General features: G+C 72.9%; 17 protein-coding genes. 9 read left to right on the top strand and 8 right to left on the bottom strand.

The window, feature by feature from the left end; all coding sequences use genetic code 11:
* Nucleotides 1-120: 120 nt before the first annotated feature.
* The 5 genes from ACIQ9G_RS18295 to ACIQ9G_RS18275 all read right to left on the bottom strand — a co-directional run bounded on the left by ACIQ9G_RS18295 (nucleotide 121) and on the right by ACIQ9G_RS18275 (nucleotide 8,063).
* The gene (locus tag ACIQ9G_RS18295) at nucleotides 121-1,071 is read right to left on the bottom strand and encodes an alpha/beta hydrolase (protein ID WP_356184601.1); all 951 of its coding nucleotides are present in this window, start codon (nucleotides 1,069-1,071) and stop codon (nucleotides 121-123) included.
* On the bottom strand, nucleotides 1,068-1,562 hold the full coding sequence (locus ACIQ9G_RS18290) for a phage holin family protein (RefSeq protein ID WP_403610331.1): 495 nt from the start codon (nucleotides 1,560-1,562) through the stop codon (nucleotides 1,068-1,070). Before ACIQ9G_RS18290 ends, ACIQ9G_RS18295 begins: the two co-directional genes overlap by 4 nt.
* A gap of 115 nt (nucleotides 1,563-1,677) precedes the next feature.
* Nucleotides 1,678-3,120 carry a Na+/H+ antiporter NhaA gene (nhaA, locus tag ACIQ9G_RS18285; protein ID WP_403610329.1) on the bottom strand — a complete coding sequence of 481 codons (1,443 nt, stop codon included), beginning with the start codon at nucleotides 3,118-3,120 and terminating at the stop codon, nucleotides 1,678-1,680.
* Nucleotides 3,121-3,299: 179 nt separating this feature from the next.
* A complete protein-coding gene (acs, locus tag ACIQ9G_RS18280; protein ID WP_403610327.1) occupies nucleotides 3,300-5,255 on the bottom strand; it encodes an acetate--CoA ligase in 1,956 nt (651 codons plus the stop codon).
* A gap of 339 nt (nucleotides 5,256-5,594) precedes the next feature.
* Entirely contained in the window at nucleotides 5,595-8,063 is a 2,469-nt protein-coding gene (locus ACIQ9G_RS18275) for a SulP family inorganic anion transporter (RefSeq protein WP_403610325.1), read from the bottom strand.
* A gap of 358 nt (nucleotides 8,064-8,421) precedes the next feature.
* Here ACIQ9G_RS18275 and ACIQ9G_RS18270 point away from each other — a divergent pair, with 358 nt between their 5' ends.
* Nucleotides 8,422-9,678 carry a hypothetical protein gene (locus tag ACIQ9G_RS18270; protein ID WP_403610322.1) on the top strand — a complete coding sequence of 419 codons (1,257 nt, stop codon included), beginning with the start codon at nucleotides 8,422-8,424 and terminating at the stop codon, nucleotides 9,676-9,678.
* 6 nt (nucleotides 9,679-9,684) lie between these two features.
* On the opposite strand, the gene ACIQ9G_RS18265 is transcribed toward ACIQ9G_RS18270, so the two are convergent.
* The gene (locus tag ACIQ9G_RS18265; RefSeq protein ID WP_403610319.1) at nucleotides 9,685-10,665 is read right to left on the bottom strand and encodes an ATP-binding protein; all 981 of its coding nucleotides are present in this window, start codon (nucleotides 10,663-10,665) and stop codon (nucleotides 9,685-9,687) included.
* Nucleotides 10,666-10,765: 100 nt separating this feature from the next.
* On the opposite strand from ACIQ9G_RS18265, the gene ACIQ9G_RS18260 reads away from it, so the two are divergent.
* Nucleotides 10,766-11,629: an oxidoreductase gene (locus ACIQ9G_RS18260; RefSeq protein ID WP_403610316.1), complete on the top strand. Its 864-nt coding sequence runs from the start codon at nucleotides 10,766-10,768 to the stop codon at nucleotides 11,627-11,629.
* A gap of 370 nt (nucleotides 11,630-11,999) precedes the next feature.
* On the opposite strand, the gene ACIQ9G_RS18255 is transcribed toward ACIQ9G_RS18260, so the two are convergent.
* On the bottom strand, nucleotides 12,000-12,833 hold the full coding sequence (locus ACIQ9G_RS18255) for an HAD family hydrolase (protein WP_392192341.1): 834 nt from the start codon (nucleotides 12,831-12,833) through the stop codon (nucleotides 12,000-12,002).
* 591 nt (nucleotides 12,834-13,424) lie between these two features.
* On the opposite strand from ACIQ9G_RS18255, the gene ssd reads away from it, so the two are divergent.
* The 7 genes from ssd to ACIQ9G_RS18220 all read left to right on the top strand — a co-directional run bounded on the left by ssd (nucleotide 13,425) and on the right by ACIQ9G_RS18220 (nucleotide 19,027).
* On the top strand, nucleotides 13,425-14,528 hold the full coding sequence (gene ssd / locus ACIQ9G_RS18250; RefSeq protein ID WP_403610313.1) for a septum site-determining protein Ssd: 1,104 nt from the start codon (nucleotides 13,425-13,427) through the stop codon (nucleotides 14,526-14,528).
* A 446-nt stretch (nucleotides 14,529-14,974) separates the two neighbouring features.
* Entirely contained in the window at nucleotides 14,975-16,183 is a 1,209-nt protein-coding gene (locus tag ACIQ9G_RS18245) for a TadA family conjugal transfer-associated ATPase (protein WP_403610311.1), read from the top strand.
* 5 nt (nucleotides 16,184-16,188) lie between these two features.
* Entirely contained in the window at nucleotides 16,189-17,064 is an 876-nt protein-coding gene (locus ACIQ9G_RS18240; RefSeq protein WP_403610308.1) for a type II secretion system F family protein, read from the top strand.
* Nucleotides 17,061-17,891, top strand: coding sequence for a type II secretion system F family protein (locus ACIQ9G_RS18235; protein WP_403610305.1), 831 nt, complete (start codon nucleotides 17,061-17,063; stop codon nucleotides 17,889-17,891). The genes ACIQ9G_RS18240 and ACIQ9G_RS18235 overlap by 4 nt, the downstream gene beginning before the upstream one ends.
* 98 nt (nucleotides 17,892-17,989) lie before the next feature.
* Nucleotides 17,990-18,202 (top strand): DUF4244 domain-containing protein, encoded by a 213-nt coding sequence (locus ACIQ9G_RS18230; protein ID WP_403610303.1) that lies wholly within the window; start codon nucleotides 17,990-17,992, stop codon nucleotides 18,200-18,202.
* A complete protein-coding gene (locus tag ACIQ9G_RS18225; protein WP_403610301.1) occupies nucleotides 18,189-18,590 on the top strand; it encodes a TadE family type IV pilus minor pilin in 402 nt (133 codons plus the stop codon). The genes ACIQ9G_RS18230 and ACIQ9G_RS18225 overlap by 14 nt, the downstream gene beginning before the upstream one ends.
* Entirely contained in the window at nucleotides 18,590-19,027 is a 438-nt protein-coding gene (locus ACIQ9G_RS18220; RefSeq protein WP_403611266.1) for an Rv3654c family TadE-like protein, read from the top strand. The genes ACIQ9G_RS18225 and ACIQ9G_RS18220 overlap by 1 nt, the downstream gene beginning before the upstream one ends.
* 52 nt (nucleotides 19,028-19,079) lie before the next feature.
* Here the strand turns inward: ACIQ9G_RS18220 and ACIQ9G_RS18215 are convergent, their stop codons facing one another.
* Nucleotides 19,080-21,560, bottom strand: coding sequence for a DEAD/DEAH box helicase (locus tag ACIQ9G_RS18215; protein WP_403610298.1), 2,481 nt, complete (start codon nucleotides 21,558-21,560; stop codon nucleotides 19,080-19,082).
* Nucleotides 21,561-21,637 lie beyond the last annotated feature (77 nt).

The following is a 21,637-nucleotide window of genomic DNA, read 5'->3' as shown; positions in this document are numbered from 1 at the left end:
CGTCTGCCCCTGCCCCAAGGTCCATAACCGCGCGCGGGCACCCCAATTGGCCTATGCGCCAGGCAATTGGCCGTTCGTCGGACAGGTGTTCACGTCCGGATACCGGGCGCAGTGGCTCGGTCACCGATCGGGTTCGGGGTCCTTCAGCCAGTTGACCAGTTCGGTGGAGAAAGCGACCGGATCCTCCTCGTGCGGGAAGTGCCCCAGCCCGTCGAAGAGCCGCCAGCGGTACGGCGCCTCGACGTACTCTCCCGAGCCGGCCGCGCTGCGGATGCGCTGCACCGGGTCGAGGGAGCCGTGCAGATGCAGCGTCGGCACCCGCAGGGGCCGCTTCATCCGGCGGTAGAACTGGATGCCGTCGGGGCGGGCCAGGGACCGCACCATCCAGCGGTAGGGCTCTATCGAGCAGTGCGCCGTGGAGGGGATGCAGATGGCGCGGCGGTACGTCTCCACCGCCTCGTCGTCCGGCAGCCGCGGTCCCGACCAGTCCCGTACGAGCCGGGCCACGAGCGCCCCGTCGTCGGCGGTCAGCTGCCGCTCGGGGATCCACGGCCGCTGGAAGCCCCAGATGTAGGAGCTGGCGGCGCTCTGCCGCGGGTCCGAGACCATCGCCGAGCGCCAGCGCCGGGGGTGCGGCATCGAGGAGACCGCGAGCCGCCGTACGAGCTTCGGGCGCATCGCGGCCGCCGTCCACGCCAGATAGCCGCCGAGGTCGTGGCCGACCAGGGCGGCGTCCGGCTCGCCGAGCGAGCGGATCACGCCGGTGATGTCCAGCGCCAGGTTGGCGGGATCGTATCCGCGGGGCGTGCGGTCGCTGCCGCCCACGCCCCGCAGGTCCATGGCGACCGCCCGGAACCCCGCGTCGGCGAGCGCGGCCAGCTGGTGCCGCCAGGTCCACCAGAACTGCGGGAAGCCGTGCAGCAGCAGCACCAGCGGGCCGTCGCCGAGCTCGGCGATGTGGAAGCGGGCGCCGTTGGCGGCCACGTCCCGGTGGGTCACCTTTCGGCCGCCGGGCAGGTCGAGCCGTACGACCGAGGTGGGCTGCGCCGGAGGGGTGGCGGGATCCGTCATGACGACGAGCGTGCCACAGCCTCGATGGCCTGGGGCGCCCGGTCCTCCAGGGCCGGGGTCTCCGGGCGGGGGTGCGGCTTGGCCTTCTGCAGGACGTTCGCCGTCTCCTTCATCGACGCGGCGACCTTGTGGGGGCCCTGGCTCTTCTTCGCCTTCTTGGCGAAGGCCACGCCGATCAGCGCGAGGACGCCGGCGACGAGGACGTTGGCCGCGAAGGACAGCAGGAAGCAGACCGCGAGGTTCCAGCCGCTCCAGGTCCGAATGCCGTACGCGAGGGCGAAGTTGAGCATCGGCAGGGAGAACAGCAGCAGCACGCCGGCCGCGCTGAACGCGCCGCCGCTCGTGGCGCCGCGCTTGACGTCCTGCTTCAGCTGGGCCTTGGCCAGCGCGATCTCGTCGTGCACCAGCGCGGACATTTCGGTCGTCGCCGAGGCGAACAGCTGGCCGATGCTGCGTTCGGCGCCGACCGGGCTGCCGTCGGGTGCGCTCATCGCGGTCTCCCTCTCGTGACTGGGTGGAATTCCGTCCGGGTTCCGGTCCGGCTCGACTGCTGCCTGACTTCTGCCCGACTGGGAACGGTCCCGTCTTTTGTACCGTCCCGTCAGATCATGCCGGACTGTCGTTCTCCTCGCCTGCCCCGCCCGGCACTTCGGCAAGCCGCCGTGCCCGTTCGGCGGCCTTCTCCTCGGCGATCCGGCGGTGCTCGGCGGCCTTCCGCTCGTGGATGGCGGCCATGCGCAGGTGGTACGCCGGGTCGTCCTCCTCGTAGACGTCGGGGATGCCGTCGAGGTCGTCGTCACGCTCCTCGGCCTCGCACAGCCTGCGGTACTTGGCGTTCCGTACCTTCAGCAGGACGGTCGCCAGCGTCGCCGCGACGAGGGAGCCGCACAGGACGGCGGCCTTGACCTCGTCGGTCATCGCCGCGTCGCCCTCGAAGGCCAGCTCGCCGATGAGCAGGGAGACGGTGAAGCCGATCCCGGCGAGCGCGGCGACGGCGAACACGTCCGCCCAGGCCAGGTCGTCACTGAGCGAGGCCCGGGTGAAGCGGGCGGTGAACCAGGTGCCGCCGAAGATGCCGGCCGCCTTGCCGACCACGAGCCCGAGGACCACGCCGAGGGTCTCGGGCCGGGTGAACACGTCCGACAGCGCGCCCCCGGAGAGCGAGACACCGGCGCTGAACAGGGCGAACAGCGGCACGGCAAGGCCCGCGGACAGGGGCCGGACGAGGTGCTCGACGCGCTCGCCGGGGGAGTGCTCCTCGCCGTCGCGGGTGGTGCAGCGCAGCATCAGTCCCATCGCCACGCCCGCGATGGTGGCGTGCACGCCGCTGTTGTACATCAGCGCCCAGACGACCACGGCGAGCGGGACGTACACGTACCACCCGCGCACGCCCGCCCGCAGCAGCAGCCAGAAGACCGCCAGACCGGCCGCCGCGCCGCCGAGCGCGGCGAAGTTCAGGTGGTCGGTGAAGAAGACGGCGATGATCAGGATTGCGAACAGGTCGTCTACGACGGCGAGCGTGAGCAGGAACGCGCGCAGGGCGCTCGGCAGCGAGGTGCCGATGACCGCGAGGACGGCGAGCGCGAACGCGATGTCGGTCGCCGTCGGCACCGCCCAGCCCGCGAGCGATCCGCCCCCGGCGGCATTGGTGAGGGTGTAGACGACCGCGGGTACGGCCATGCCGCACAGCGCGGCGATCACCGGCAGGACGGCGGCCCGGGGGTCGCGCAGGTCGCCCGCGACGAGCTCGCGTTTCAGTTCGATGCCGGCGACGAAGAAGAAGATCGCGAGCAGCCCGTCGGCGGCCCAGTGGGCGACGGAGAGGTGCAGGCCGAGGGCCGAGGGGCCGAAGTGGAAGTCGCCGACGCTCTCGTAGCTCGCGCGCAGCGCGGGGATGTTCGCCCAGGCCAGGGCGGCCAGCGTGGCGAGGAGCAGCAGCACGCCGCCGACGGTCTCGGTGCGCAGCGCGTCCACCACGAAGGTCCGCTCGGGCAGGGAGAGCCGTCCGAGGACCTTGCGGGCGGTGTCGGTGGTGCGGGGCGCGGCCACGGTGGGACCTCCGGGTCGATGCGGCTTGCCGCCGTCGTGCGGGATCACCGACGGCGTCGCCGACCAGACTTCCCGGCACACCCTGAAGTCACCAGTTTACCGGCCCCTTACGAAACCGGGGCCGGCCATGGGCCCAGGGTGCCCCGGATCCGGGGCACCCTGGGTGAGGCCGTCGGTCCTCAGTCCTCGCTCGGCGATGCCGGGAGCTTCGTCTGGATGAGGTCCATCACCGTCGAGTCCGTCAGCGTCGTGACGTCCCCGAGCTGCCGGTTCTCCGCCACGTCGCGCAGCAGTCGCCGCATGATCTTCCCGGACCGCGTCTTGGGCAGCTCCGCCACCGGCAGGATCCGCTTCGGCTTGGCGATCGGGCCGAGCGTGCTGCCGACGTGGTTGCGCAGCTCGGCGACCAGGTCCTCGGTCTCCGTGGCCGCGCCGCGCAGGATCACGAAGGCGACGATCGCCTGCCCGGTCGTCTCGTCCGCGGCGCCCACCACGGCCGCCTCGGCGACCGACGGGTGCGACACCAGGGCCGACTCGACCTCCGTGGTGGAGATGTTGTGCCCGGAGACGAGCATCACGTCGTCGACGCGGCCGAGCAGCCAGATGTCGCCGTCGTCGTCCTTCTTGGCGCCGTCACCGGCGAAGTACTTGCCCGCGAAGCGGGACCAGTAGGTGTCGATGAACCGCTGGTCGTCGCCCCAGATGGTGCGCAGCATCGCCGGCCACGGCTCGGTGAGCACGAGGTAGCCACCGCCGCCGTTCGCCACCTCGTTCGCCTCGTCGTCGACGACCGTGGCGGAGATGCCGGGCAGCGGGCGCTGTGCGGAGCCCGGCTTGGCCTCCGTCACGCCGGGCAGCGGCGAGATCATCATCGCGCCGGTCTCCGTCTGCCACCAGGTGTCGACGACCGGGGTGCGGTCCGCGCCGATGTTCTTTCGGTACCAGATCCACGCCTCGGGGTTGATCGGCTCGCCGACCGAGCCCAGCACGCGCAGGGAGGACAGGTCGAACTTCGCGGGGATGTCGTCGCCCCACTTCATGAACGTGCGGATGGCGGTCGGCGCCGTGTACAGGGTCGTCACCCCGTACTTCTGCACGATCTCCCAGAAGCGGCCCTGGTGCGGGGTGTCGGGCGTGCCCTCGTACATCACCTGCGTCGCGCCGTTCGCCAGCGGTCCGTAGACGATGTAGGAGTGGCCGGTGACCCAGCCGACGTCGGCGGTGCACCAGTAGACGTCGGTCTCCGGCTTGAGGTCGAAGACGGCCCAGTGCGTGTACGCCGTCTGGGTCAGGTAGCCGCCGGAGGTGTGCAGGATGCCCTTCGGCTTCCCGGTCGTGCCCGAGGTGTACAGGATGAACAGCGGGTGCTCCGCCTCGAACGCCTCCGGGGTGTGCTCGGCCGACTGCCGGGCGACCAGCTCGTGCCACCACACGTCCCGGCCCTCGGTCCAGGCGACCTCCTGGCCGGTGCGGCGGACCACGAGCACGTGCTCCACGTTGTCCACGCGCTCGACCGCCTCGTCGACGGCCGGCTTGAGCGCGGACGGCTTGCCGCGCCGGTAGCCGCCGTCGGACGTGATCACGACGCGGGCGTCGGCGTCCTGGATGCGGGTGGCCAGCGCGTCCGCGGAGAAGCCGCCGAAGACGACGGAGTGCGCGGCGCCGATCCGGGCGCAGGCCAGCATGGCGATCGCCGTCTCCGCGATCATCGGCATGTAGATCGCGACCCGGTCGCCCTTGCGGACGCCCAGCTCCAGCAGCGCGTTCGCGGCCTTGGAGACCTCGTCCTTGAGCTCGGCGTAGGTGATCGCGCGGCTGTCGCCGGGTTCGCCCTCGAAGTGGATCGCGACCCGGTCGCCGTGCCCGGCCTCCACATGCCGGTCCACGCAGTTGTACGCCACGTTGAGCGTGCCGTCCTTGAACCACTTGGCGAACGGCGGGTTCGACCAGTCGAGCGTCTCGGTCGGCTCCTCGGCCCAGGTCAGCCGCCGGGCCTGCTCGGCCCAGAAGCCGAGCCTGTCAGCCTTGGCCTGTTCGTACGCCTCCGCCGTGACGTTGGCGCCCGCGGCCAGGTCAGCCGACGGCGCGAAGCGTCGCTCCTCCTTCAGAAGGTTGGCCAGGCTTTCGTTGCTCACGACATCTCCCTTTCCCAGGGTGTCCGTTGTGTCCCAGGCCACAGCTCATCAGACCGGGGGGCCCGATGACAAGGGTCGCCCGAACATTGGTTTAGACCTCTTTGCGGAAGATTTGCACGGCCGCTCGGAGGCACGGGGGTGCCCTGAGCGGCGCGCGCGTCGTCCTGGACGGCCGGGTTCATCCGTTCCCACGGATCGGAGGCCGCACAAGTTCAGCACGATCCACAAAGATCCCGGTCTGCGTGACGCTCGACGGGCGGGTCACCCACGGCGAGGCCGCGGCGGGATCCGGAGGCCTTCGCCGGGCCCCGCGCGCGGGCGCCCGCCGCCGGGGACGGATCACGCCGGACTGGGCAGGTCCTCCGGCGTCTCCACGCCGGTGAACACCTCGTCCCCCGCCTCCCCCGTCAGCAGGTAGGCCTGGGCCTCACCCACGTGGAAGTACATGCCGTGCAGCTCCAGCGCGCCCTCCCGCAGGGCCCGGCCCACCGAGTCGTGGTGGCGCAGGTGCTCCAACTGCTGCACGACGTTGGTCAGGCACAGCTGCTCCACCGAGTCGGCGGGCCGCCGCCCCGACAGCCGCGGACGGGCGAGTCCGGCGTCGGCCATACGCTCCAGGCTGGGCAGCCCGTGCCGCAGCCACCGCTCCAGGGGCGTCCCGGACTCCCGTGCGTCAGGGGCCGGGGGGCCGGCGTCCCGCGCGTGGGCGCCGCGCACCCCGGCCTCTCGTGCACGGGTGCCCTGGGCCTGTGCGTCCCGGAACCGCATCGCCTGGCCGGAAGCGGAGTTGAGCAGCGCCTGCATCGCACCGCACCCGGAGTGCCCGCACACCGTGATGGAGCGGACTCCGAGCACGTCCACCGCGTACTCGATGGCGGCGCCCACCGAGTCGTCCCCGCCGTCCTCGCCGGGCGGCGGCACGAGGTTGCCCACGTTGCGCACGACGAAGAGGTCGCCCGGACCGCTGGAGGTGATCATCGAGGTGACCAGCCGCGAGTCGGCGCAGGTGAGGAACAGCTGGGACGGCTGCTGCCCCTCCCGCGCCAGTCGCGCCAGCTCCCCGCGCACGAGCGGTGCGGTGTTGGTGTGGAACGCGCTGATGCCACGCGCCAGTTGCTGTCTGCTCGGGGCGGGCCCGCCGGCCCGGTGGCCGCTCTCCGCGCGGGTGTCGGCCGCCGACGCCCGGGGTGTGTCCCGGCACTGGTGGTTGCGCCAGGGTGTCCAGGGCCGGCAACGGCACCCGGTGGTGTCGGCGGGCTCGGCGAGGCCGACTCCGGCCCGGCGTCCGGTGATGTCGGCGGAGCCGCCCTGCGCGGTGTGCGTCCGCTGCCAGTCCTGCAGTGACTCGTACGCCGCGTGGTCCATGAACGAGCCGTCCAGTTCGACGACCGCGTCGGCCCCGTGGGGTACGAGGTGCAGGGCGCGGCTGAGCCGCGGCACCGCGAGGAACGTCAACTGCCCTCGTACGTGGACGTGATGGACCCCCTCCTTCTCGTCGTGCGTGATGCGGGTGCGGGTGAGGCGGTGCAGGGCGACGGCGACGGCCACGGCGACCCCGAGGACCACGCCCTCCAGGACACCGAAGGCCACCACACCGAGGGTGGTGACGGCGTACACCAGCACCTCTCGGTGGCGGGTCACCGTGCGGATGTGGTGCAGGGACACCATCTGGATGCCGACGGCCATCACCAGGGCGGCGAGCGAGGCGAGCGGGATGAGCTCCAGGATCGGGACCATCAGCAGCGTGGCGACTACTACGAGAACGCCGTGCAGCATCGTGGAGTTCCGGCTGACGGCGCCCGCGCGCACATTCGCCGAACTGCGCACCGCCACCCCGGCCACCGGAAGGCCGCCGAGCGCGCCGGAGACGACGTTGGCCGCGCCCTGACCGAGCAGCTCCCGGTCCAGGTCGGACCGCGGGACCCGGACGGTGGGCGCGGGGCGGCCGGCAACCAGCTTGTCCACGGCTACGGCGCCGAGCAGCGACTGCACGCTGCACACCAGCGTGGTGGTGAGCACGGCGGCGATGACGCCGGCCACCGGACCCTCGGGCAGCCCGGCCAGGGCGTGACTGCTCCACGAGGGCAGGTCCACCCGGGCCAGGCTGAGCCCGGCGAGGGAGGCGGCCGCCGTGGCCCCGGCGACCGCGACGAGTGGCGCCGGCACCTTGCGCAGGAGGTCACCGGCCCGCCCGGGAAGTCTCGGCCAGAGCAGCAGGAGCGTCAGCGTCAGCACGCTCACCGACACCGCGGCCGGTTGCAGTTCGGCCAACTGGGCGGGCAGCGCGCGGAGGTTGTCGATCACGGAGCTCTGCGGGCTGCCGCCGAGGACGATGTGCAGCTGTGCGACGGCGATGGTCACGCCGATGCCGGCGAGCATTCCGTGCACGACGGCGGGGCTGACGGCGAGTGCGCCGCGGGCCACCCGCAGGCAGCCCAGACCGAGTTGGGCGAGGCCGGCGAGCACGGTGATCCCGCAGGTCGCACGCCATCCGTAGTGGTGGATCAGGTCGGCGGTGACGACCGTGAGTCCGGCCGCGGGGCCGCTGACCTGGAGGGGGGAGCCGCCGAGCCGTCCGGCGACCAGGCCGCCCACGGCCGCGGCGACGAGGCCGGCCTGGAGCGGGGCGCCGGTGGCGAGGGCGATGCCGAGGGACAGGGGCAGGGCGATCAGGAAGACCGCGATCGAGGCCGAGATGTCGGCGCCCGCGATACGGAAGCGGCGCGGGCGCGGCGGCGGGCTGTGGGGCTGGTGGGTGCGCTGGGGCCGAGCAGGGTCGGCGGCGTGGGTGGGGGCGCAGGCTGACATGTTCCCGTCTCCTCCGGGCGGCGCGGTCGCGGAACTGGTGGTCCCCGCGCGGGGCGGGGGTCGGGTCGCGGCCGTGGGTCACGGCGTGCAGCGGCGGGATGGATCAACTGGAGCAACTGAATCAACGATCGGTAAAGCAATCGTAATTCAACGTAAAGGTCATGCATGAACATTCGGTGCAAATGGTGCACAACTTCACTCCGATGAGTGAAGCGAGCTTTTTATCGGCTTGTCGTACTAATTCCTCCTCGCCCTCGTGCGACCTTGACGGCGCTGCCGGTGCGTCCGGCGCGTCCGGCACAGGACCAGCACACGCCGTCTCGGCGTTGGACGAGAGAAGGAAGAAGGTGGGCGGAACATGGCCGCCACCCAGAGGATCGCCGCGGGCGCCGTGGTCGCCGCGGCCTGTGCCTCTTCGCTCGCGGGTTGTGCGGGCGACACCGATGTTTCCGGACAGGGGGCGCACGGCCCGCTGGGTGCGCCCGCGCCCGGAAGCGTCGTCCGCCTCATCGGCGACGGCTCCACCGCGTACACCGGGGCCCAGCCGCACCTGCCCAGACCGGAGCGGCTCGAACCCGGTCAGAAACCACCGCAGTTCGTCGTGTTCTCCTGGGACGGCGCGGGGGAGGACAGCCAGAGGCTGTTCTCCCACTTCCGCAAGGTGGCCAAGGCCAACAACGCGACGATGACGTACTTCCTCAGCGGGGTGTACCTGCTCCCGAAGGACAGGCGGGATCTGTACCGCCCCCCGCAGCACGAGCCCGGCAGCTCGGAGATCGGCTTCAACGACGAGAAGGGCATCACCGACACCGTCAAGCAACTCCGCCTGGCGTGGCTGGAGGGCAACGAGATCGGCACCCACTTCAACGGCCACTTCTGCGGTGAGAACGGCGGCGTCGGCCAGTGGTCGGTCGAGGAGTGGAAGAGCGAGATCGCCCAGGCGAAGGAGTTCGTGAAGACCTGGAAGACCAACACCGGCCTGCGGGACGCCGCGCCGCTGCCGTTCGACTACGACAAGGAACTCGTCGGCGCCCGCACCCCTTGCCTCGAGGGCCAGAAGAACTTCATGAGGGCGGCCCGGGACCTGGGCTTCCGCTACGACACCAGCGGCGTCAACAACCAGGTGTGGCCGAGGAAGAAGTACGGCCTGTGGGACCTGTCGATGCAGCTCGTGCCCTTCCCCGGCCACACCTACGAGCAGCTCACCATGGACTACAACTTCATGGTCAACCAGTCCGGCACCCTGACGCAGGGCGACCCCGACAAGTTCGACTACTGGGGCGACCAGATGCGCGACGGCCTGCTCAAGGGCTTCTACCGGGCCTACGACGGCAACCGCGCGCCCCTCGTCATCGGCAACCACTTCGAGTCCTGGAACGGCGGCACCTACATGCGCGCCATCGACGAGGTGGTGGAGCAGGTGTGCAACAAGCCCGACGTGCGCTGTGTCTCCTTCCGGCAACTGGCCGACTGGCTGGACGCCCAGGACCCGCAGACCCTCGCCAAACTGCGCGGCCTGGGGGTCGGCGAGGCCCCGCAGCAGGGCTGGGCGTCCTTCCTGTCCGGCCACCCCGCCCCGGCCCCCAGGGGCGTGCCCGGGGCGCCGAGGCCGTAGCCCGTCTCACGCGGGGGCGGTGACGCCTTCGCCGAGGACGAATCCGGGGTCGATCTGCGCGGCGAGGTCGACCCCGGTGCGCTCGTTGCCCCACGAGTGGGCGTTCTTCAGGTGGAAGTGCGCCATCTGGCGGGTGTAGCGCTGCCAGTCGCGCAGTTCGTAGGCGGCGTCCGCGGCGACCTGGAGCGTGCGCAGGGCGCGGCGGTTGGTGTCCTCCAGGAAGGGGAACCGGGGCGGCCGGCCCTTCTCCATGGCGCGCACCCAGTTCGAGTGCCCGACGGTCACCAGCAGGTCGTCCCCGACCTCGGAGCGGAGGAAGTCGAGGTCGTCCCGGCCCTGCACCTTGTTGCCGACGACCTGCAGGACGACGCCGAAGTCGCGGGCGTACTCCTTGTACTGGCGGTAGACGGAGACCCCCTTCCGGGTCGGCTCGGCGACGAGAAACGTGATGTCGAAGCGGGTGAACATGCCGGAGGCGAAGCTGTCCGAGCCCGCCGTCATGTCGACCACGACGTACTCGTTGCGGCCGTCCACCAGGTGGTTCAGGAACAGCTCCACCGCTCCGGTCTTGGAGTGGTAGCAGGCGACCCCCAGGTCGGCGTCCGTGAAGGGGCCCGTGACCATCAAACGGACGTCTCCGCCGTCGAGTTCCACCGACCGCGCACAGGCGTCGTACAGCGGGTTGTCCTCGCGCACGCGGAGCAGCCGCGACCCCTCGCCGGGCGGCGTGGTCTTGATCATCGTGTCGGAGGAGGCGATGCGCGGGTTGGTGCCGCGCAGGTAGTCCTTGATCAGCGGCAGCCGGTCGCCCATCGCGGGCAGCGCGGCCGCCTCGGCCTCCTCCAGGCCGAGTGCGGCCCCGAGGTGCTGGTTGATGTCGGCGTCGACCGCGACGACGGGCGCGCCGGCGGCCGCCAGATGGCGGATGAACAAGGAGGACAGCGTGGTCTTGCCGCTGCCGCCCTTCCCGACGAAAGCAATTTTCATGTTCACGAAGCGTAGTCGGTGGTCACTTTAAGTGGCAGGTGCGCGTGAAGAAGACCACTCCTTCGTGGGGTGGGGCGCCGGGGTGCGTAGGGTCGTACTCATGAGTACGACAGGCGCGAACGCCGATCCGCCCCCAAGCTCTCGCGTGGGCTCGGGCAGGGAGGATCCCCTTGCGGCCCTGGGCTCGCTGCCCGGCGTGGCCGAGTCCGTGGAGTCCGTGCGCAAGGCCGTGGACCGGGTCTACGGACACCGGATCATGCGGCGCCGGAGCAACGAGATCACCTCCGAGGCGGCGCTGCGCGGCGCCCGGGGCTCCGCGGCGCTGTCCGGTGCCGACTGGGCCCTGGAGGAGGTGCGCCGGCGTACCGACTTCAGTGGCGACGGCGAGGCCCGTGTGATGGGCGCGGCGCTGCGGCTCACGGCGGAGGCGGGCCAACTGCTGTCCATCTGGCGCCAGTCCCCGCTCCGCGTGCTGGCCCGGCTCCACCTGGTGGCCGCCGCGAGCGACGACGGCACGGTCGGGCGGCCGCGCCAGGAGGGTGAGGAAGTCGACGAACCGCTGATCGAGCTGCCGCTGCCGAGCGCGGCCGAGGTCTCCGGGCGCCTGGAGGGGCTGTCGGAGCTGATCATCGCGGGCGGCTCAGCTCCCGCGCTGGTCACGGCGGCCGTCGTGCACGGCGAGATCCTCGCGCTGCGCCCCTTCGTCTCCCACAACGGCCTGGTCGCGCGGGCGGCCGAGCGCATCGTCCTGATCGGCAGCGGTCTGGACCCCAAGTCGGTCTGCCCGGCCGAGGTGGGCCACGCCGAGCAGGGCCGCGCGGCCTACCTGGCGGCCCTCGACGGCTACGTCTCCGGCACTCCGGAGGGAATGGCCGCCTGGATCGCCCACTGCGGCAGGTCGGTCGGGCTGGGTGCGCGCGAGTCGACGGCGGTGTGCGAGGCGCTGCAGCGCGGGGCGGCCTGACAAGGGTTGCGGCGGTACGAGGACTCGTACCGCCGCTGGCACGTCCACCGAGTTACCAAGCGTCCTCGATATGTCGCCCATCAGGTCGGGATCTTTGCCCGTCACCTGGTGCGGCTGGCCCGTAATCGACGGGTCGACGTCGCGTGGGTGCTCCGTGGCCATGCTCGGTCCGTGGGGCCAAATGCGTTGAAAAGGTGATCCTCGCGGATGTCCTTCGGTCTCGCGGGCCGTTGTGTCCTTTGTACTGCAAGCGGGGAGTAAGCGGAACCCCTGCCTGCACTTCTTTACTTTTGGTCGCAAACGCGCCCGAAACGGGTGCCGGGGCGCCGAACGGGGGCCGCCCCGGCGGACATGTCGCCCCGTCAGGTCGTCAGGCCGGCAAGGCCCGGCGCCGGCTCGCGTACCAGACGAGCCCCGCGGTGGCCGCCGCCGCCCCTATCGCGGCCGCCGCGACCAGAGCCGGACGCGGAGGTACGGAGAACGTGGGCACCCGCTGCTTGAGCCGTACCGGTCGGTTGAAGTCCAGAATCGCCCACTCGCGTGCGAGTGCCTCCCGGCGCAGTGCGCGGTCCGGGTTGACCGCGTGCGGATGGCCGACCGCCTCCAGCATCGGCAGGTCGGTCACCGAGTCGCTGTAGGCGTAGCAGCGGGAGAGGTCGTACCCCTCCGACTCGGCCAGTTCCCGGATCGCCTCCGCCTTCGTCGGGCCGTAGGCGTAGTACTCCACCTCGCCGGTGAAGCAGCCGTCCTCGCCCACCACCATCCGGGTGGCCACCACCCGGTCCGCGCCGAGCAGTTCGCCGATCGGCTCGACCACCTCGGCGCCCGACGTGGACACGATGACGACGTCACGTCCGGCGGTGTGGTGCTTCTCGACCAGGGACGCGGCCTCGTCGTAGATGATCGGGTCGATCAGCTCGTGCAGCGTCTCGGCGACGAGGTCCTTGACCTGCTGCACGTTCCAGCCGCGGCACAGCGCGGACAGGTACGCGCGCATCCGCTCCATCTGGTCGTGGTCGGCGCCGCCGGCGAGGAAGACGAACTGGGCATAGGCGGTGCGCAGGACGGCCCTGCGGTTGATCAGGCCGCCTTGGTAGAACGACTTGCTGAACGTGAGCGCGCTCGACTTGGCAATGACCGTCTTGTCCAGATCAAAGAAGGCCGCTGCGCGAGGCAAGGAGTGGTTTTCCACGACCCTGAGCATAGGGGCAGCCCATTCGGCGTAAGGTGGGCGCGTGGGTTTGCCTGAGAGGGCTCTCGGGTACACCATGGAAGTCACGGATCGTTCGCGACCGTGCTAACCCGGTCCGACTCCTCCCCCCCCGAGTCGGCCGTGGAGACGACCCCCGCTCTCCCCCCCGGCGGGGGTCGTCGCATGTCCGGACACCTTTCTCCCCTTTCCTGCCTTCTCCGCGTGGTCGCCGGGCGGCCTGCGCCGGGACGCCCGGCCCGTGTCAACACGCCGGTGTTTCGTAACTGTGCGTAGTTGAGGCGATGCGCTGCGGAAGTTGTGCGGGAACCGGCGCGCGCCTCACCGGTTTGGGTGACGGCAATATTCACAACAGTCGAGTTGTCCACAGTTATCGACCAAGATCCACATGATTTCCCGGATCGCTGCATCGTGATTCCGGCGCGTACCGCTCGCGGCTAGTTCATGGCCGGTTCCGGTTAGTCGGGCGCGTTTGGCCGGTTCGTATCGGCCGTCCATATGAAGGCCGGTTGCCGGTTCTTCACATGGTGGGGATTCGCGGGGCCACGGGGCCGCGCGACAGACGCAGCGAAGGGGGAAGAACCGGTGACCGGAACCGTCACACACGATCCGCCGCCCACCGCCGGAGGGCGGCAGGGCAGACCGCTGATCGTCACGGAGGACGCCGAGCTCCTGGACGACCTGCTGCGCCTGTGCGCGGCGGCGGGCGCCATGCCCGAGGTCCACCACGGGGTGCCCGCGCGCGGGAGCGTCTGGGAGGCCGCGCCGCTGGTGCTGGTCGGAGACGACGCCGCGCGGCGGGTGCGCGGGGCTGCCCGCAGAAGCGGAGTGGTGCTGGTCGGCCGCGACCAGGACGACTCCGGCGTCTGGCGGCGCGCCGTCGAGATCGGCGCCGACCACGTGCTGGTGCTGCCCGACGGCGAGCAGTGGCTGGTCGACCGCATCGCCGACGTCGCCGAGGGAGTCGGCCGGCCCGCGCTCACCGTCGGCGTCATCGGCGGCCGCGGCGGAGCCGGGGCGTCGACGCTGGCCTGCGCGCTCGCCGTCACCTCCGCACGCGAGGGCCTGCGCACCCTGCTCGTGGACGCCGATCCGCTGGGCGGCGGCCTCGATGTGCTCCTGGGCGGGGAGACGGCCGAGGGGCTGCGCTGGCCGGCGTTCGCCGCCTCGCGCGGCAGGGTCGGCGGCGGCGCCCTGGAGGAGTCACTGCCCGAACTGCACGCCCTGCGCGTGCTCAGCTGGGACCGCGGCGACTGCGTCGCCATCCCGCCCCAGGCCGTCCGGGCGGTGCTGGCCGCCGCCCGGCGGCGCGGCGGCGCCGTGGTGGTCGACCTGCCCCGGCGCGTGGACGAAGGGGTCGCCGAGGCGCTCGCCCAGCTCGACGTGGGCCTCCTCGTGGTCCCCGCCGAACTGCGCGCCGTGGCGGCCGCCGCGCGGGTGGCCTCCGCGGTCGGCATGGTGCTGCGGGACGTGCGCGTGGCCGTCCGGGGCCCTTACGCACCCGGGCTGGACGACCGCGAGGTGGCCCGGCTGCTCGGGCTGCCGCTGGCCGGCGAGGTCCCGGTGGAGTCCGCGCTGCTGCGGCCCGGAGAGCGCAGGACACCACCGGGCGCGGTCGCGCGCGGACCGCTGGCCCGCTTCTGCACGGCCTTCTGGGAGCGGGCCCTGATCGAAGCGGGTGCCGCATGAGGGCGGCGACCGGGCGACGGCGGGCGTGGGAGGCGGCATCAGGGCGGCGACCGGACGAAGGCGGGCGTGGGAGGCGGCATGAGGGCGACGACCGGGCGGCGGCGGATGCGGGAGGCGCCATGAGGGTGGTGACCGAGCGACGGCTGACGCGGGAGGCGGCCCTGAGACGGGCGTCCATGCATACGTCGGCCATGGACACGACGGCTGCGTTTGCGTCGGCCGCGAGTACGGCGGTCATGAGTCCGTCGGCTGCCAGTACGGCGGCCATGAGTGCGTCGGCCGCGAGCAAGTCGGCGGAGAACGCGCCGACCGTGAGCGAGGCGGCGATGAACACGTCGGCCGTGAGCGGGTCGGCCGTAGGCAATTTGGCCATGAAGGGGGCGGCCATGAGCGGTACGGCCATGAGCGGGGCGGCCACGGGTGGGGCGGCTGGAAGTGGGTGGGCCATGAGTGGGCCCCTTGAGCGGAGAGGCGCCGCGGGGTGGGGCACCGGCCCGGGGGCCTCCGCGGAGTTGCTGGACGGCGTACGGCAGTGGCTCGCCGAGAGCGGGGCCGAGCCGACGCCCGCGCGGGTGGCGCAGGCGCTGCGGGAGCAGGGCCGGGTACTCGGGGACGCGGAGGTGCTCGGGGCGGCCGAGCACCTGCGCTCCGAGCTCATCGGAAGCGGCCCGCTGGAGCCGCTGCTCGCCGACCCGACCGTGACCGACGTCCTGGTGTCGGCCCCGGACCGGGTGTGGGTGGACCGCGGTGGCGGCCTGGAGCGGGCCGCCGTCGCCTTCCCCGACGCCCCGGCCGTACGACGCCTCGCGCAGCGCCTGGCCGCCGTGGCGGGACGGCGGCTGGACGACGCCCGTCCGTGGGTCGACGCCCGCCTGCCCGACGGCACCCGCCTGCACGCGGTGCTGCCCCCGGTCGCCGTCGGCTGCACCTGCATGTCGCTGCGCGTCGTCCGGCCGCGCGCGTTCACGCTCGACGAACTGGTGGCGGCGGGCACGGTGCCGCCGGGCGGGGACCGGGTGCTGCGGGCCCTGGTGGAGGCGCGCCTGTCCTTCCTCATCAGCGGGGGGACGGGCAGCGGGAAGACCACGTTGCTGAGCGTCCTGCTGGGTCTGGTCGGACCGGGTGAGCGGATCGTGCTCGCCGAGGACTCGGCGGAGCTTCGGCCCGACCATCCGCACGTGGTCCGGCTGGAGAGCAGACCCGCCAACCAGGAGGGAGCGGGCCTCGTCACGCTCGAGGACCTGGTGCGGCAGGCGCTGCGGATGCGGCCGGACCGGCTGGTCGTGGGCGAGGTGCGCGGGGCCGAGGTCGTTCACCTGCTGGCCGCGCTGAACACCGGCCACGAAGGCGGCTGCGGCACGGTCCACGCCAACGCGGCCGCGGACGTCCCGGCCCGCCTGGAGGCGCTGGGCACGGCGGCCGGGCTGGACCGGGCCGCGCTGCACAGCCAGTTGGCGGCCGCGCTGTCGGTGGTGCTGCACCTCGTCCGCGACCGCTCCGGGCGGCGGCGGATCGCCGAGGTGCGGGTGCTGGAACGGGATGCGTCGGGGCTGGTCCGCACGGTTCCGGCGCTGCGCTGGGGTGCGGAGGCCTTCGTGGAGGAACGGGGGTGGGAGCGGCTGCGACAGCTGCTCCACCCGGAGAGGGAGTGGTGAGCGGCATGGGTGGGACGTCCCTGGGCCAGGTGTGGCTGGGCGCGGCGACGGCGTGCGCCGGGGCCGCCTTGTGGCTGACGGGTGGGCGGCATTACGGGGCACGGCGGGTGCGGCTGCTGCTGTCCGGCGGCGGGGCGGTGGCCACGGGTCCGCCGTCCTGGGACCGGGCCCTCGGCGAACTCCGGCGGATCCGCGGTCGGTTGCGGGCCGAGTGGTGGGCGCTGGCCGCCGGGCTGGTGCTGGCGGTGCTGGGTGCCTCGGTGCTGCCGGTCGCCGCGGGGGCGGCCGGGGTTCCGCTGCTGCGCCGGACCCGGCTCGCCCGGGCCGCCCACCGGGCACGGGAGCGGCGGGCGGACGCGGTGATCGCCCTGTGCGGGACGCTCGCCGGGGAGGTGCGGGCCGGACGGCAGCCGGGCGAGGCGCTGTTGTGCGCCGCCCGGGACTCGGGCGGGCTCGGGGAGGCCCAGGCGGCGGTGCTGGCGGCGGCGCGGTTCGGCGGTGACGTGCCGGGCGCGCTCGCCCTGGCCGCACGGCAGCCGGGCGCCGAGGGGCTGCGGGGTCTGGCGGCCTGCTGGCGGGTGGCGGTGGACCGGGGCGCGGGCCTGGCGGCCGGCCTGGACCGGCTCGAAGGGGCGCTGCGGGTGGAGCGGGACCAACGGGCCGACCTGCGGGCGCAGTTGGCCGGGGCCCGGGCGACGGCGCTCATGCTGGCCGGTCTGCCTGCCCTTGGTCTCCTTCTCGGTACGGCCATGGGGGCCGACCCCCTGCGGGTGCTGTTGCACACCGGAGCGGGCCTGGGCTGTCTGGTCGTCGGCGGGGCGTTCGAGGCCGTGGGGCTGTGGTGGGCGCTGCGCATCGTGCGCCGGGCGGAGGCGGCATGAACGCGAACGTGGAAGCCGTCCACAGGCTGGGGGCGGCCGTCGGGGTGGCGCTGCTCCTGTGGCAGCTGGTCCGGTGGCCGGAGGCGGTCCGCCGCAGACGGAGGGTGCGGCGACGACTGGCCTCACTGCTGGAGGCGGAGCCGGAGGCGGGAGCGGCGTCGTGGGGCTTACGTGCCGGACGGTGGTGGCGGGTCCGGGGCACCGTGCCGGGATGGCTGCTGCCCGCGGTGGGTGTCGTGGGCGCCGGGTGGGTGCTCGTCGGCGGGCTCCCCGGTGTCGTGGTCGGGGTGGTGGCCGCGGTCGGGCTCCGGCAGTGGCATCGGCGACGGGCGCCGGCGGGTCCGGGGGAGGCCGATCCGGAGGCGTTCGATCCGGTCGAGGCGGCACGCCAACTCCCCCTCGCCGCGGACCTGCTGGCGGCCTGCGTCGCGGCCGGTGCCGGCCCGGTGGTCGCCGCCCAGGCGGTGGGCGAGGCACTGGCGGGCCCCGTCGGGGCAGCGCTGGCGCGAGGAGCTGCCGAGGTCCGGCTCGGCGGGGAACCGGCCGACGCGTGGCGCGGGCTCGCCGCGATACCGGGCGCCGCGGCCCTGGCCCGGCTGCTGGAGCGGGCCGGCGAGTCCGGCCTCCCCGCGGCGGCACCGGCCGCACGGCTGGCGGCTGACACCCGCGCCGACCGGGCGCGCGCCGCCACGGCCCGGGCCCGCCGGGCAGCCGTCCTGGTCACCGCGCCGGTGGGGCTGTGCTTCCTGCCCGCCTTCGTCTCGGTCGGGGTGCTGCCCGTGGTGATCGGTCTCGCGGGCGGGGTGCTGCGAGGAGGTGGTGGCTGACGGGGTGACGGGGTGATGAGCGGGAGCCGAACGGCACCGCGCAGGAGCGGTTTTCGAACAAAGAACGAGCAACAGAGCGAGATCTCGCGGGGGTTGAGATGAACGGGAAGGTACGGGCGCGGATGCGTGCCCTGGTGGTGCGGGCGCGTGCCCTGGTGCGCGGGGATGCGGGGATGGTCACGTCCGAGTACGCGATGGGGATCATCGCGGCGGTGGCGTTCGCCGTGCTGCTGTACGAGGTGGTCACGAGCGGGCAGGTCAAGTCGGAACTTCAGGCCATCGTGAAGCGGGCCCTCAGTGCGCGGATGTGAACGGGACCGCGACCGGGGGTTCGTGACGGCGGAGGCGGCCATGGCACTGCCCGTGCTGGTGCTGGTCGTGACGGCGCTGGTGTGGGGGCTGCTGGTGGTGCTCGCGCAGATCCAGTGTGTGGACGCGGCTCGGGCGGGCGCCCGGGCCGCCGCCCGCCAGGACCCGGACGGCGCGGTCACCGAGGTGGCCCGCGAGGCGGCGCCGCACGGCGCGAGCGTCTCGGTGGCCCGGAAGGGAGGAGAGGTCCGTGTGGTCGTCGTGGCGGATCCGCCCGGGATGGGCGTGCTGCCGTTCCGCCTGAGGGAGGAGGCGGTGGCGGAGGCCGAGGAGACGGTGGGAGCGGAGCCGGCGCAGGGGGCGCGAGCGGCGGGAGGAGCCAAGCCATGATGCGTCGTTCGAGCGGGTGCGGCTCCATCAGAGGCCACATCTGGGAAAGCGTCTCGAGACGCCTTTCGAGACGCCTCTCGAAACCACTCGCGGGCCGTATCTCGGACCGTGGCTCGGCCACCGTCTGGAGCGTCGGGGCGATCGCCGTGCTCTGTGCGGTGTTCGGCGTCGCACTGGCCCTGGGGCAGGCCGTGGTGACCCGGCACCGCGCCGCGGGGGCGGCCGACCTCGCGGCGCTGGCCGCCGCCGACCACTGGGCGGAGGGCACCGCGGCCGCCTGTGCCCGGGCCGAGCGGGTGGCAGGCGCCCAGGGCACCCGGCTGGTCCGGTGCGCGATCGTCGGCGACACCTCGGACGTGACCGCGGCCTCGGAGCGGGGACCGTTCACCGCGGAGGTGAGAGCACGGGCGGGACCGGCGGGCCCCGTTCCGCGGTAAGCCGGAACCCGTTCTCCGGGGAGCCGGCTCCGGCTCCCCGCACCCGAGGGTGCTAGGCCTCCCCCTCCGGCTCCCCCTCCGCAGCGTCGGGCGCCCCCTTGAGCAGCACCGTCAGCAGGCGTACCGCGCCCCTCTTGTGCAGTGGCTCGTTGCCGTTGCCGCATTTGGGGGACTGGATGCAGGAGGGGCAGCCCGCCTCGCACTCGCAGGAGGCGATGGCTTCGAGGGTGGCGGTGAGCCAGGCGCGGGCGGTGTGGAAGGCGCGCTCCGCGAAGCCCGCGCCGCCCGGGTGGCCGTCGTGGACGAAGACCGTGGGCAGGAGCGTGTCCGGGTGCAGCGGGACGGAGACGCCGCCGATGTCCCAGCGGTCGCAGGTCGCGAACAGGGGCAGCATGCCGATCGACGCGTGCTCGGCGGCGTGCAGGGCGCCGCCGAGGATCTCCGGGTTGATCCGGGCCTCGTCGAGCTGGTCCTCGGTGACCGTCCACCACACCGCGCGCGTGCGCAGCGTACGAGGAGGGAGGTCGAGTTTCGTCTCGCCCAGCACTTCACCGGTGATGACCCGGCGGCGCAGGAAGGAGACCACCTGGTTGGTGACCTCGACGGAGCCGTAGCACAGGCGGCCGTCGCCCCAGGGGACCTCGACGTCCGTCTCCAGGACGGAGATCGACGTCGTGTCGCGGGCGACCGTCGTGTAGGGCGGGTTCGCCTCCTCGACCAGGGCGACCGAGTCCTCCAGGTCGAGGAAGCGCACCAGATAGGTGCGGCCCTGGTGCAGATGGACCGCGCCCTCGTGGACCGCCGTGTGGGCGGCGCCCGCGTCGACCGTGCCGAGCAGCCGTCCGGTGCCCGCCTCGACGATCTGCACCGGGCGTCCGCCCTCGCCGCGGATGTCGGTCAGGTCGGCGGCCCGCTCCCGGCGTGTCCAGTGCCAGGCCCTGGCCCGGCGGCGCAGCAGCTTCGCGGCCTCCAGCTGCGGCAGCAGCTCCGCGCAGGCGGGGCCGAACAGCTCGACGTCCTCGCCGGTGAGCGGCAGCTCGGCGGCGGCCGCGCACAGGTGGGGGGCGAGGACGTACGGGTTGTCCGGGTCGAGGACGGTGGATTCGACCGGTTGGTCGAACAGGGCCTCGGGGTGGTGGACGAGGAAGGTGTCCAGCGGGTCGTCGCGGGCGACCAGCACCGCCAGGGCTCCCTGCCCGGCGCGGCCCGCCCGGCCGGCCTGCTGCCACAGGGACGCACGGGTCCCCGGGTAGCCGGCGATCACCACAGCGTCCAGGCCGGACACGTCGACGCCCAGTTCCAGGGCGGTCGTCGCCGCGAGTCCGAGGAGCTCGCCTGAGTGCAGGGCGCGTTCCAGGGCGCGGCGTTCCTCGGGGAGGTAGCCGCCGCGGTACGCCGCGACACGCCGGGCCAGCGACCGGTCGGTCTCCGCGAGCCGTTCCTGGGCGATCACCGAGATCAGTTCGGCGCCGCGCCGGGAGCGTACGAAGGCGACCGAGCGGACGCCCTGGAGGGTCAGGTCGGTGAGCAGGTCGGCGGTCTCCGCGGTGGCGGTGCGTCGGACGGGTGCGCCCTTCTCGCCCTGGAGTTCGGTGAGCGGGGGCTCCCAGAGGGCGAACACCAGTTCCCCGCGGGGTGAGGCGTCGTCGGCGACCTCGACCACCGGTACGCCGGTCAGCCGGCGGGCGGCCACCGAGGGCTCGGCGGCGGTCGCCGAGGCCAGCAGGAAGACCGGCGAGGCGCCGTAGCGCGCGCACAGGCGGCGCAGACGGCGCAGCACCTGGGCGACGTGGGAGCCGAAGACGCCCCGGTAGGTGTGGCACTCGTCGATGACGACGTACTTCAGGGCACGCAGAAAGGAGGACCAGCGCGGGTGCGAGGGCAGGATCCCGCGGTGCAGCATGTCGGGGTTGGTGAGGACGTAGTTGCCGTACTGGCGGATCCACTCGCGCTCCTCGGGCGGGGTGTCGCCGTCGTACACCGCCGGGCGTACGGCCTTGCCCAGCGGCCGCGCGAGTTCCCGGACCGCGCGGCACTGGTCGGCCGCCAGGGCCTTGGTGGGAGCCAGGTACAGAGCGGTCGCGCCACGCCCGTTCGGGGCCTCGGAGCCGTCCAGCAGGGTGGACAGCACGGGCACGAGGTACGCCAGGGACTTGCCGGACGCCGTGCCCGTGGCGACGACGACCGAGTCGCCGTCGAGGGCGTGCTCGGCGGCGCGCGCCTGATGGGCCCAGGGGTGCTCGATGCCGCACGCCTGCACCGCGGCGACGACCTCCGAACGAATACGGTCAGGCCAAACGGCATGGCGACCCGCCCGCGGGGGCAAGTGCTCCGTATGAGTGATGCGCGCAGCCCGGCTCGGCCCCGAGGCGAGCCGGTGCAGGACCGCGCCCGGCGCCAGGCGGGACGCGGTGTTCGTCGGGGATCGATCGGATCGGTGATTCTCGGCCATCGGCACCGAGTGTGTCACCGGCGTGACGGACAATGGAGCCAAGGCGTCGTGCACGCCTGCCGGTAAGTGATTGAATGCCATCGCGGCTGGCGAACCGTCCTGGGGGCTTCAAGCCGAGGTGCCCAAGGGGCGACCGCTCGATAGCAAGGTGCTGGAGG

The sequence above is a fragment of the Streptomyces sp. NPDC096152 genome, from assembly GCF_044763235.1.
Taxonomy (GTDB): Bacteria; Actinomycetota; Actinomycetes; order Streptomycetales; family Streptomycetaceae; genus Streptomyces.
This window is presented reverse-complemented; position numbering and strand designations above follow the sequence as displayed.

Coding starts and splice junctions, on each gene's coding strand:
- ACIQ9G_RS18295 (WP_356184601.1), bottom strand. CDS start 1,071: ATGACGGATCCCGCCACCCCTCCGGCGCAGCCCACCTCGGTCGTACGG.
- ACIQ9G_RS18260 (WP_403610316.1), top strand. CDS start 10,766: ATGAGTACGACAGGCGCGAACGCCGATCCGCCCCCAAGCTCTCGCGTG.
- ACIQ9G_RS18255 (WP_392192341.1), bottom strand. CDS start 12,833: ATGCTCAGGGTCGTGGAAAACCACTCCTTGCCTCGCGCAGCGGCCTTC.
- ACIQ9G_RS18230 (WP_403610303.1), top strand. CDS start 17,990: ATGAACGGGAAGGTACGGGCGCGGATGCGTGCCCTGGTGGTGCGGGCG.
- ACIQ9G_RS18270 (WP_403610322.1), top strand. CDS start 8,422: ATGGCCGCCACCCAGAGGATCGCCGCGGGCGCCGTGGTCGCCGCGGCC.
- ACIQ9G_RS18265 (WP_403610319.1), bottom strand. CDS start 10,665: ATGAAAATTGCTTTCGTCGGGAAGGGCGGCAGCGGCAAGACCACGCTG.
- ACIQ9G_RS18235 (WP_403610305.1), top strand. CDS start 17,061: ATGAACGCGAACGTGGAAGCCGTCCACAGGCTGGGGGCGGCCGTCGGG.
- ACIQ9G_RS18275 (WP_403610325.1), bottom strand. CDS start 8,063: ATGTCAGCCTGCGCCCCCACCCACGCCGCCGACCCTGCTCGGCCCCAG.
- ACIQ9G_RS18240 (WP_403610308.1), top strand. CDS start 16,189: ATGGGTGGGACGTCCCTGGGCCAGGTGTGGCTGGGCGCGGCGACGGCG.
- ACIQ9G_RS18290 (WP_403610331.1), bottom strand. CDS start 1,562: ATGAGCGCACCCGACGGCAGCCCGGTCGGCGCCGAACGCAGCATCGGC.
- ACIQ9G_RS18245 (WP_403610311.1), top strand. CDS start 14,975: ATGAGTGGGCCCCTTGAGCGGAGAGGCGCCGCGGGGTGGGGCACCGGC.
- ACIQ9G_RS18215 (WP_403610298.1), bottom strand. CDS start 21,560: ATGGCATTCAATCACTTACCGGCAGGCGTGCACGACGCCTTGGCTCCA.
- ACIQ9G_RS18220 (WP_403611266.1), top strand. CDS start 18,590: ATGCGTCGTTCGAGCGGGTGCGGCTCCATCAGAGGCCACATCTGGGAA.